This is a genomic window from Sphingobacterium sp. IITKGP-BTPF85 (assembly GCF_001006065.1).
GTDB classification, from domain to species: domain Bacteria; phylum Bacteroidota; class Bacteroidia; order Sphingobacteriales; family Sphingobacteriaceae; genus Sphingobacterium; species Sphingobacterium anhuiense.
Genome location: NZ_ASZT02000162.1, coordinates 1 through 11,244 on the forward strand (window position 1 = coordinate 1; position 11,244 = coordinate 11,244).

The following is an 11,244-nucleotide window of genomic DNA, read 5'->3' on the forward strand; positions in this document are numbered from 1 at the left end:
AAGGTCCTAAAACATTTGTGCTTATAAACCATAAAATCATTTTTATTTGCTTTTAAAATGTAAATTAAACACTGTGCAGAAGCTTATCAACGAACTAGAAATATCCGAAGAAGCATTATTACATACTGCAGCTAAAATGAGATTCTTTGCTGAGCTAAAGATCGTTGATAAAGACAAATGCGAATACCAAAAAATATCAAAAGAATAATATACTGCCATTAATATAATTTGTTGATTGGAAGAAAAAAAGAAGATGGTTCGTATCCATCTTCGATCAATACATATCCATTTTTATAAAATAAGTATGCTATCGAATATTTGACACCGAAGGATTCCAGAAATTTTTTCTTAATATAAAACTGATCTCCAGTTTCTTTTTTATATGTAAATTGACTAATAATCTTTGATATTGGATTTTCCACATGTTGAAATACTTCTGGACTCTTTGAAAACATATAACTTTCAGTAACGACTTTCTCAATAACCTCTATATCTTGTTGATTATTCATAACATCTTCTAAAAAATCATGAAAAGTACCCTTGGAAGATATGTTTTCATCGTAATAATGCTTAAACCACATTACTAAACCTGTAAACATTTTACCATCTTTGATTCTACCAAAAATAGGTAAAGTACTGACTCTCTCATAAAAGTCTTCATTATCCTGACTGAGAATATATTCTTGAATACTAATTTTTCTTCCTAATCGATTTTCTATTTTCTTAACAGATTCTACTCGTATCTCAATGTCCCTATTCGAATTATTAACCTTGACTTCTTTTGAACCGTTAGAGTTGCACGAAAAAATAAAGGCAAAAATCAAAATTATTAGAATGGTTCTTATCATTTTGTTTTCATTATTAGATTTATAAATCAAATTATGTGGATTTCTTAAGAGGTTAAGATCAAATTTTTCATCATCGTAAGAGTCTCTTATTCGAGCCTTTATTTGCTCCTTCAGACATTACATGCTTACTTTTCGAAGTTTCTAGAGTCTTTAGTTGTCCGATCAAGTTTTCATCTCCAGATAATGCTGCTATTGTTTTTCTGGGGAGGAATCATAAAATTAGGAGACCGTCATTTTTACCAATGAAATTATAAAATTGATTGATACCCATTTTGTAATCAAATCGATTTATTAATCATAGTCCAAATCTTATTATTACTTATATTCTCATAAACTTGCTCTCCAATATTAAATTCTACATTACGATTGCAAGAGGCCCATCTTTAATTACTAAACTTGAGCTACCTGGGAAATCACCTTCTGATAACCTAGCGATCAATCTATTTGAAATATAAATCAGTGCAACAACTTTATTATCCAAGCCCCACTTGATTTTTATATTGGTTTCATCATCAAATGTTTCGATATTCTCTTTGATAAATTCAATAGGATTTAAAAATGGTAAATTATCTGGACTGTGCCATTCTGCTTTAACCGGGCTTTTCATTGTATTATATAACCAGATATCACCAACTATTTTATTGTTAATGTATAGGTATGCATAACAGACCTTACCATCATCTTCTATTAGGAGAGAATATTCTGGCTTTAAATCATAAACAAACTTTTTAAAATAGGTCATATTTATTAAGCAGATTGTCAAAACTTTTTTATTATTTCCTCCAACTCATACCTACTTCCTTTTCCCATTTTTTCATTTGCCTAATTTTAAGGACATAAAAACTAATTGGCAAAGAAACTGAATACTTAGCAAGTTTTTTCAACAGTATTTTACTAAAAATCTCAAAATTACATTGACCTCCATCTGAATAAATTTCCATATAAATTTCAAAATCAGTAGCAGAGTTCTCAATAAACAATCTATAGTTATCTTCGATAAACTTTACAAAATCATTTTCATAATCTAAAATATTTTCCCTTGTTGAAAATTTATTAGGATGCCAAAATGAAATTCCACCATAATCATAAGTTCTATCTAAATCACAATCCCGTTTATCAGTTGATTTGAAATGTGAATCAATAATAAAATCGCCAGTAATTTTACCCATAAATTTTTCGGGAATTAAATTATCACCTGAAACTGAAATGTAATATTTATAAATCATAATCAAATTTACCAGCCACAATTATTTAAAAACCATATCTAATACTTTCCAAAAATACTTTTTTAGTATTATGATCGAAATAGAAATCTGCATTAATATTTCACTTTAATTCTTTTTTTTACGCCCTAAAAAGAAATTGGACCAACGCCAAGATGATGTTTTCATTTATAAAGCTATCGTTTTGTGATTAAAATATTCAATTCTTCTATATAAAGAATTTGATCATTAATTCCATTTCTTTATTACCAATCATACATCGATCCTTTTACAGGATAATGCTACTATACATACCAAACTCTGATCATTAAAAATAACTAACTAGAGTCCAGTTTATTGCTATGGCTACATTAACCAATCCCATACCAGTCTTTGTCTAAGCTAAGTACCTTCAATGCTGCCTTTTTTGCCAATAAAGATCCTGCTAACAGTTTCGCCACTTGATCGTAATCGATAAGATTGGAACTGCTGATAGCTTTGCAAATGATCTTAAACTGCGCACCGGTTAAATCATCGGATAGCAACTGTCCATAGAGTATGGCTATTGCTTGATCTTTGTCCAGGAAATCAAAATAACGAAAGAGCGTAGCTTGACGGTCTTTGAATTCTTGATCCTCCCCTGTTTCATTCATCGCTTTGAATAGCAGGGGTACAAATTCGGTCAATCGGGATGTGGCTATAAACTCGGCTGTAGCATTGTCCATGGTATAGATACCGGTATAGCGTTCTATGATCAAGCTTGCTTTGACTTTGTTCTTAATAACAGATCCATCGATATCTCCACCTACCGCTTCTGCTAGTATATGTTTAATTTCATTGAGCAATACAGGAGTACCGATAGCGGTGATCATGAACGATTGGCGTTCCTTTGCCCGAGAGCTCATCAATATTGACGATGAAGCCTATAACGGCATCTGCCCGATAGCTACGTGCATTTTGCTTTAAAGACTCCACTACGCTCTTATATAGCTCCTGTAATTTGTTTTCATAATTGCGGGAGCGCCCACCGAAAAAGTCTACGAAGCTCGCTCCTATTTCACTCAGAGCATTGGCTCCAATAACAGCTGTTGCTGATATAGGATCAAAATAACGCAGGACTTCTCTCCCCTCGATGGTATTGGTACTGGTAACGATCATGGTGTATGATGAATACTGTTTTAAAAGCCCGAAAATAAAGGATCGCTTTGATTAAAAAATACGGGAAGCCGTAAGGATGGTATTAAACATCTATATGATCTATTTAATTTATTTCAGCTTTTCAATCTCGTCAATGGTAAGGCCTGTTCCTTTTGCAATCTGTTAAATAGACAAACCTATCTCTTTCAAATTCAAAGCTGGCTCAATGGCTTATTTGTGCTCGACGACAATCACTAAAGTATGAAATGTGATGAATAATAAAACTTTAGATAAAGTTTTATGTCAGTTAATATTCAAAAATCTTTTAAAGAAAGGTATAAGAAATAGATTTAAGGCAGTCGGATCATAGATAAAGCCATACCCGCCTGATTCTACCATCTCTAAATGCCACCCTTGTGCAATTACACTTTTCTCACAATAATATCTTTGTATGTTATCTTTTGGAAATACATTATCATCAATTGCGTTGAAGGAATATAGAGATCTTGAGGCATTTCAAAGTGTCTCAGATAAATAAATGAGAAACTAGTATCTCAAATAGATAATATAAAATTATATTTTCACACGAAACACACGCTCCAAAGATAACTTAAACGAATTTTCACTTACATCACTCACCACATTTCGACTATTTATTTCTTTATTTTTTAAATATTATTTGTTAACATCTAAAAATAACAATATATTTAAACAATATAACTAATCATTTTACAAACTTAATAATATGAAAAAAACCTTAACACTTATTGCGCTTTGTGTAATTGTAAGCACATCTGTATTCGCAAAATTATTCACTGTTACTTACAATACAAGTTGTGGTGTATCTTTTACTGTATCAGGCCCTACTGTTTTAAATGCTGTTCAAATGACTGCCAACATGTATTATTATCAAGTTTTAGGCTGTGGTAGTATACCCGAAAAGCATGTTATTGAAATTAGTTAAATTTTAACTAAATTTAGACGCTATACAGGTATGTATAGCGTCATTAAATTTAAAATAATATTTTATATATGTATTACAGTATAAGTTTATTTATATTAATTTGTTTTGTAAATGTCAGTTTAGCTCAAACCAAATACAGTACTATGGTCCAGTACAAGTATTCATATAAAACAGACATTAATGCGAAAGAATACCAGGATGAAAATATGGTCTTATTAGTAAACAATGAAGAATCAGTGTTTACTTCTAGCGCTAGTTACATGCTGGACAGTTTAAAGTCGATGTCTAGCTATACCTCTGGTGATGATGTCACAAAAATGATGACAGGTTTGAAATACCGTTCAAATAACGATTATTTTATTAATATTAATCGTACAACAAATACGATTAAAGTTAAAGAAGTAGCGGAAGTAAATCCTTTAATTTATCCAGAATATCAAGAGAAATTCATTCCTAATTGGGTGTTATCTAAGGAAACAAGAACTATTTTAGGAATTGTGTGTCTGAAAGCAACGACAAAACTATTTGGAAGAAATTGGATCGCATGGTATGCTAAAGATGTACCAGTTCCTTTTGGTCCTTACAAATTCTATAATTTACCAGGATTAATTATATCGATACAAGATGAATTAAACACACATAAATTTGAAATATTTAAGATAAAGAGATCTCCGCGCATATTTCCTAAAAGTGAATTGAGTGGTATTGTGAAAATGACGAAAGAAAATACGCGAAATGTCATTTATAAAGGGAAATTCACAAATGCGCTATTTGAAGGTCAAACAATAAAGAGTGAGCAAATGCCAGATTTTATCGAAATCAGACAAAAAAAACTGGATGAGGAAAAAAAGAAATATAACAACCCTATTGAATTAACACTTGAGCCTTAAAAGATTCTTATTTTATTATACCCGTATTTTCCTTACGTTAGTCTTATTAGGAGTATACATTGTTATTTTCGCACAAACGAAAATAACAGGTACTATTGTAAATAAAAGCGGTAAAGCTGTTTCACAAGCAAATATTCAGGTGATCCAACCTTCAGATAGCTCGGTTTTAGCGTATAGTTTTAGTGATAATAATGGTTTTTTTAGTCTTGAGTTCCAAAATCAATCTAAATCAATCAATTTAGCGTTTAGTCATCTAACTGATGGTAGAGCCGCAAAAAAAATTCAAAATATAAATCAACATATCTCTATTCAATTAGATGGTCGCATTATTGAAATACCAGAAGTGTCTATTGAAAAACCTGCTATAAAAATTGTAGGTGATACTCTAGTATACTTAATAAATAATTTTGCCAACAATCAAGATCGCACAATTGGAGATGTATTAAAAAAAATACCTGGCGTTGAGGTTGATCCAAATGGAACAATAAAATACAATGGTCAATATATCAACAAATTTTATGTCGAAGGTAAAGACTTAATGGAATTGAGATATGGAACCATTACCAATGCTTTATCAAATCGTGATGTTGAATCTGTTGAAATTCTCCAAAACCATCAACCAATTAAGATGTTGGAAGGAAAAATCCCTTCTCATCAAGCTGCATTTAATATTAGACTAAAAAAAATGTATCCTTATCTGGAAGAGCAGGTATCGGCGCGGGAGCATCCCCCTTATTGTGGAATGTTAATATAACACCGATGTTGTTCACTAAGGATATTCAAGCTCTTATAGATCTAAAAAGTAACAATACTGGGGAAGATATTCTAGCTTCCTATGATGTTACGAATGTCAGTATGAGTGGTATTAGTGAAAACTTAAAACCAATTGCATTTACAAACTTTTTAAAAACCAATACACTCTCGCTGCCTCCATTAAAATCTTCTATTTATTTAGATAATAAATCAAATGTTTTTTCCTCAAATATATTAAAACCACTCAACAGTGATTGGGAAATAAAATGGAATATTGATACCTGGCAGAATAATATCCGGACACAGGGTAACGAAAATACTACAATTCTATTAAAGAATAATGAAAAGGAGGAAATTTTAACTTACGAAGAAAGTGTCAATAATAACATAAAGGACAAAAACCTGAAAGGAACATTTTTTATTCAACAAAATGGGAAGAATAATTATTTGAAAAACAATTTCACTTTCCAATACAATCGCAAATTAACTGATAACAACACAGATCTGAATTCAAATAGAATAGCACAAAATATAACAACACCAAGTGTCGGCTTTCAAAATATTCTGACAGGTACTACGGTAATTGGTAAAAACAAGATTCACCAGATTAATTATAAATCCAATATCAAATATCAGCATAGTGAATATAATTACTTGTTGAAATCAAAAAACATATACCTAATTCCTGAATTAGATGTCCAAACCCAAGACACGCTAAAACAGTCTCTAGATACGAAAGACCTAGAAACATTTCATAGCCTATCAATGCAATTTTTTAAAGGAAAATGGATTTTCTCACCAGCCTTAGATTTAAAAACTGTTCATAATGATTTGTTATCTAATTTATATGTCTTGAATGAATCTCTAAGTTCGAATCAAACTGCAATCAATCGCATTATACAAACCGGAAGTATGATCATCAGCAGAAATACGGATCGGTTTAAAATAAAAATCGACTTACCATTAACTTGCAGTACTATAACATCAAAACATTAGAGTATCAGAACAAAGGAAATAATTTATTTTTCGAACCTCATATTCGCACAAACTTAAAACTTCCAAACTTTTGGGAGTGGCAAATGTCAAGCGGAATAAATCGAACGTTTGGAAATGTTAATCAAATTTACAATAATCCTATTTTGAATGCATTGAATGTGACTAAAATGCCGATAGATCTGTCCCGTCAGAAAGAGTTTCAAATTGAAAATCAATGGAAATATAATAATCCACTTAATAGTATAGCGAGTTATATCACTTTGAATTATACAAATACACAGAAAGATTATATTTATTCGGAAACTATTTTAGATAACGGACAAAGATCATTCGAGTTGCTACCAATGAAAAACAGAAGAAATTCAATTTCTTTCCTAGGCAATGTGAGCAAATATTATCAAAACATTCGTAGTAACATTCAATTTAATACTGGTTATACATTATTAAATACAAACTCTTTAATTCAAAATCAGTTCATTGAAAATAAGGTAAATAACTATGTTGCAAAAGCTAAAATAACATATAATCAATTGAGCTCGTTAGGTTTTGAATATGAATATTCTTTCACACTAGGAACTTCTAAAAGCATGTTAAATCAGGTTGATTTTAATCAACAAAATCACTTTTTAAACTTTTATGTTATCCCTATCGAAAAACATGCATTTCATGTGAATCTTGATTATTACATCTTTAATTATCAAGATAATCAAAATAGTTATCCATTTCTAAACCTTCTGTATCGTTTCTATAGAAAAAAGAAAATTGACTTTGAAATTAAGTGGAATAATATCATAAATAATCGAGATTTTACAAGACTATATTTTGATCAAGCACAAATAATCAAGTCTAGCTACCAGTTAAGACCTTCACAACTATTGTTTTCAATTAAATTTAATTTTAGATAATTATAAGTTCTAAAATATCCTCAATAACCATTTGGGCTATTCGATCTTTAATAGTCGGTACCCCATGGGAGTTCGTTTTCCGTTGCTTTGTGCAATATCAACCCCGCAAAACTGCAGATGGAAAGTAACTCTCTAATGATAAACAACTTACCACAGCCTGTCTAGATTCTTGGTCAGGTCTTGATCATAATCTTCTATTGTTTGCTTATCAATACCGTCTGTTGCTGATATGGGATCAAAATAACGCAGGACTTCTCTCCCCTCGATGGTATTGGTACTGGTAACGATCATGGTGTATGATGAATACTGTTTTAAAAGCCCGAAAATAAAGCATCGGTTTGATTAAAAAATACGGGAAGCCATAAGGATGGCATAAAAACATCTAAAGCATTCTTGACAGAATGGCTTTAGATGTTTATTTTATATGATCTATTTGATTTATTTTACGTGTTACATTTTTAATCTTTTTATAACACGTAATTACCACGTGTTACATTTTTAATCTTTTTATAACACGTAAAACACAAAATGCTATTCCTATATCAATTTATGAAGATGAGCTGCTTTGTTTAAAAAATCATATAGCTCTATATTTATATAAAAATTTTCTTTTCCAATTTTCTGTAAATAAACCAATTTGAGCGCTACCAATTGATCCAAATAACGAGAAGCCGTCTGACGGGAAATACCGAGATCCTCAACAAAAAACTCAATTTTAGTATAAGGATGCTTAAATAAGTTATTTATTAAATCTTGAGAATAAATTTTCGGGAGCTCACTTCGAATTTTATTTTTATAAAACTGCATTATTTCTTTGATTCCTTTAACAATTTCAATTGTTTGCACGGAGGTCTTTTCAACAGCATCTAACATAAACATAATCCACTTTTCCCATTCACCAGAGTCTCTTGTATATTGCAATAACTCATAGTATTGAGCCTTGTTCTGATTTATATATCTACTTAAATATAAAATAGGTAGACTTAAAAGATTTTCCTTAACCAAATATAGAATATTTATTATACGACCTGTCCGACCATTACCATCATAAAATGGATGAATGCTTTCGAACTGATGATGAATAATAGCCATTTTCACCAATGCATCTAAATCTGATTGTTCATCATTATTGATAAACTTCTCAAGGTTGGACATTAAATCTTCAATTTCAATAAAAGTCTGAGGTGGGGTATAAATGACTTCATCAGTTTGATCGTTTTTTAAAGAGGTGCCCGGTAGTTTCCTAAAACCAGATCTCGTTTCCTCCAATATAGCTTGAATGGCAATAATATTATTAGAAGTTATTAACCCTTTATTAATAACTAATTCGTAACCACTTTTTAAAGCTGTCGCATAATTAAAAACTTCTTTAGCTGCATGACTAGCAAAATTATCAGTAATTGCGTCACTGCTAAAAAGTTCATCTTGCGTAGTTATAATGTTTTCAATGGCAGAACTATCTTTTGCTTCTTGTAACGCGAGTGTATTAATAATAATTTGTTGATTAGGAATGGTCTCGGAGACTCCATTCAGTTCTGCTAAAGCTTTATGAGCAGAAACTAATTTTTTTAAAACTATTTTTGTTTCGAGATCTACACTTAACGGTAAATTTGGGATAGTATAATTACTCATTACGTATTAATTAATAAAAGTCTTAAATATAGTTCTGTATCAAAAAATAAATTTAATACACGACGAGTACAACAACATCATAGTTAGCTATATTACAATCGTATAGAATACTCCTTAAAGCCATCAGTTAACACAAACTTAGTAAATATTTACGACACCATAATATCCAATAGATAGATACTGGATCCTTTACTTTATTAATAATAAGATGCTTTTATGTAGTTTTTACAGTTTGTTTTCATAATTGCGGGAGCGCCCACCGAAGAATCCCGAAGGGATCTGCGAAGCAAACAAGACTAAGCTCGCTCCGGATTGCACTCAAAGCATTGGCTCCAATAACAGCTGTTGCTGAAATGGGATTTTTGTGGGGATCGGTTTGATTAAAAAATACGGGAAGCCGTAAGGATGGTATAATACAAGTAAAGCCATTCTGTCCAGAATGGCTTTATACGTTTATCTATATAATTTATATATTTTATTTCAGCTTTTCAATCTCTTCAATAGTAAGACCGGTACCTTTTGCAATATCTGCAGTAGGTAAGCCCATCTTTTTAAATTTTAAAGCTGTCTCAATGGCTTTTTTGTGTTCGCCTTGGGCTTTAGCAATTACAACTGCTTTCTTGGATGCTTGCTTAGCCTCTTTCAATTGTTTTTCTAGTCCTCCCAATTGCTTTTCTAGTCCTCCCAATTGCTTTTCTAGTCCTTCAACTTGTTCCTGTTGATACATCCGCACTGCTTCGGCATCCCATTTTCGTTTTAAACTAATATCATACATAGTTCGTTCCTCCTTTGTCAATTTTGCGTAGCTGGCCAATTGAAAGAATCGTTGAAATACCGCCGATTTCATGATCCGTGGCAAGGTCTTTAACGTAGACATATTTTTGAGCATAAAGAATACTTTATCCAGTTCGTCTTCAACCTCAACCTCAGCTTCGCTTTTAACAAAGTTAATAATTTCTAAATAGATAAACCCCAAACCGTCGTAAAAAATTTGCCCTGAATCTCTATTACACAGGCAAGTATCATGAAAATAGGTTTTATGATCACCTCCTGGCATATGAAAACCATCCATCAGGACAATGGTATAAACTTCGGGAATGGCATAGCCCCAGGCTTTACGGTTTCCTTTGGGAGCCGTATCTGAAATAACCTTGCTGGCATAATAAAGCATGCGTTGCTTTAGATTAGTCTGACTGCTGGTCTGCATCTCAATGATGATCTCTTCGCCTGTACTGATCTGAACTACTAGATCAAAGATAACTTTACCGATCTCTTCGGTTGCACCGATACGCTCGGTATCTCTATACGTCAGATCAACAATGGTCTTTCGACCACGAAAAATGATGTTAAGAAAGTTGATCAGGTTGACCTTGTCTCCGAATAACCGCTTGAATCCTTCATCGGTGGTTGGATCAATAAAAACGGGCTGAACGTGATTTCATAATTTTAGCTTTTGCTTAAATAATTAATTACATAAAGCAAACATCAGAAAAACTAAAATTATTAGCCGGTCATTAAACGTTTGTAATCGTTTGTAAACGTTTGTTGTCGGCTAGCTGGCAACAAAAGCATCAACTTGTTAACCTAGTCTTGCTTTCCGGACACAAAAAAAGCCACATCTTACGACGTGGCTTCTAGTTAATATATGAATTAAGCTTGATTATTTGTAAGAATTGATCGATTGGGATACTTTCCAGTTACCTTCGTCATTTACCAATGTCACTAGATCAGTTTTAGTAAATCCTTCAAACTGCATCGTTACTTTTGCTATCATATAGTCCGCAGATTCCTGTACGATGGTGGTGCTAGTTTTACAGTTTAACTGCTCTCCTTTGCTTTTACAAGAAGGAAATAACTTCAGAACGGCTATTGGTTTTATCTTCTGCTGCCGGAACTTTGACTGAAGTCTGTTGTAAA

The 11,244-nt window shown here is 31.9% G+C and carries 13 protein-coding genes and 1 pseudogene; 5 read left to right on the forward strand and 9 right to left on the reverse strand.

Annotated features, from left to right (window positions below; all coding sequences use genetic code 11):
- Window positions 1-218: 218 nt before the first annotated feature.
- The 5 genes from L950_RS21755 to L950_RS21770 all read right to left on the reverse strand — a co-directional run bounded on the left by L950_RS21755 (window position 219) and on the right by L950_RS21770 (window position 3,208).
- Window positions 219-848, reverse strand: coding sequence for a hypothetical protein (locus L950_RS21755; protein WP_156169810.1), 630 nt, complete (start codon window positions 846-848; stop codon window positions 219-221).
- 355 nt (window positions 849-1,203) lie between these two features.
- Window positions 1,204-1,590: a hypothetical protein gene (locus L950_RS21760; protein ID WP_021187887.1), complete on the reverse strand. Its 387-nt coding sequence runs from the start codon at window positions 1,588-1,590 to the stop codon at window positions 1,204-1,206.
- A 31-nt stretch (window positions 1,591-1,621) separates the two neighbouring features.
- A complete protein-coding gene (locus L950_RS30970; protein ID WP_197086622.1) occupies window positions 1,622-2,074 on the reverse strand; it encodes a hypothetical protein in 453 nt (150 codons plus the stop codon).
- A gap of 347 nt (window positions 2,075-2,421) precedes the next feature.
- A complete protein-coding gene (locus L950_RS27255; RefSeq protein WP_021187889.1) occupies window positions 2,422-2,922 on the reverse strand; it encodes a hypothetical protein in 501 nt (166 codons plus the stop codon).
- Entirely contained in the window at window positions 2,885-3,208 is a 324-nt protein-coding gene (locus tag L950_RS21770) for a heavy metal-binding domain-containing protein (RefSeq protein WP_052764504.1), read from the reverse strand. The genes L950_RS27255 and L950_RS21770 overlap by 38 nt, the downstream gene beginning before the upstream one ends.
- 724 nt (window positions 3,209-3,932) lie before the next feature.
- Here L950_RS21770 and L950_RS21775 point away from each other — a divergent pair.
- The 5 genes from L950_RS21775 (at window position 3,933) to L950_RS21795 (ending at window position 7,695) form a co-directional block, all read left to right on the forward strand.
- Window positions 3,933-4,151, forward strand: coding sequence for a hypothetical protein (locus tag L950_RS21775; RefSeq protein ID WP_021187890.1), 219 nt, complete (start codon window positions 3,933-3,935; stop codon window positions 4,149-4,151).
- Window positions 4,152-4,219: 68 nt separating this feature from the next.
- Complete coding sequence (locus tag L950_RS27260) at window positions 4,220-5,041, forward strand: GLPGLI family protein (protein WP_084825520.1); 822 nt, start codon at window positions 4,220-4,222, stop codon at window positions 5,039-5,041.
- The gene (locus tag L950_RS21785; RefSeq protein WP_031286900.1) at window positions 5,031-5,795 is read left to right on the forward strand and encodes a carboxypeptidase-like regulatory domain-containing protein; all 765 of its coding nucleotides are present in this window, start codon (window positions 5,031-5,033) and stop codon (window positions 5,793-5,795) included. Before L950_RS27260 ends, L950_RS21785 begins: the two co-directional genes overlap by 11 nt.
- A 5-nt stretch (window positions 5,796-5,800) precedes the next feature.
- Window positions 5,801-6,790 carry a hypothetical protein gene (locus L950_RS21790; RefSeq protein WP_021187892.1) on the forward strand — a complete coding sequence of 330 codons (990 nt, stop codon included), beginning with the start codon at window positions 5,801-5,803 and terminating at the stop codon, window positions 6,788-6,790.
- Entirely contained in the window at window positions 6,763-7,695 is a 933-nt protein-coding gene (locus tag L950_RS21795; RefSeq protein ID WP_021187893.1) for a hypothetical protein, read from the forward strand. Before L950_RS21790 ends, L950_RS21795 begins: the two co-directional genes overlap by 28 nt.
- A gap of 147 nt (window positions 7,696-7,842) precedes the next feature.
- Here L950_RS21795 and L950_RS28950 read toward each other — a convergent pair whose 3' ends face one another.
- The 4 genes and pseudogenes from L950_RS28950 to L950_RS30975 form a co-directional block, all read right to left on the reverse strand.
- Window positions 7,843-7,986, reverse strand: a complete 144-nt coding sequence (locus L950_RS28950; RefSeq protein WP_021187894.1) for a hypothetical protein — start codon at window positions 7,984-7,986, stop codon at window positions 7,843-7,845.
- Between the two features lie 246 nt (window positions 7,987-8,232).
- Window positions 8,233-9,327 carry a Fic family protein gene (locus L950_RS21800; RefSeq protein WP_021187895.1) on the reverse strand — a complete coding sequence of 365 codons (1,095 nt, stop codon included), beginning with the start codon at window positions 9,325-9,327 and terminating at the stop codon, window positions 8,233-8,235.
- 475 nt (window positions 9,328-9,802) lie between these two features.
- Window positions 9,803-10,744 carry an Rpn family recombination-promoting nuclease/putative transposase gene (locus tag L950_RS21805; protein WP_031286901.1) on the reverse strand — a complete coding sequence of 314 codons (942 nt, stop codon included), beginning with the start codon at window positions 10,742-10,744 and terminating at the stop codon, window positions 9,803-9,805.
- A 243-nt stretch (window positions 10,745-10,987) separates the two neighbouring features.
- A pseudogene (locus tag L950_RS30975) lies at window positions 10,988-11,244 on the reverse strand (nuclear transport factor 2 family protein); the annotation flags it as partial.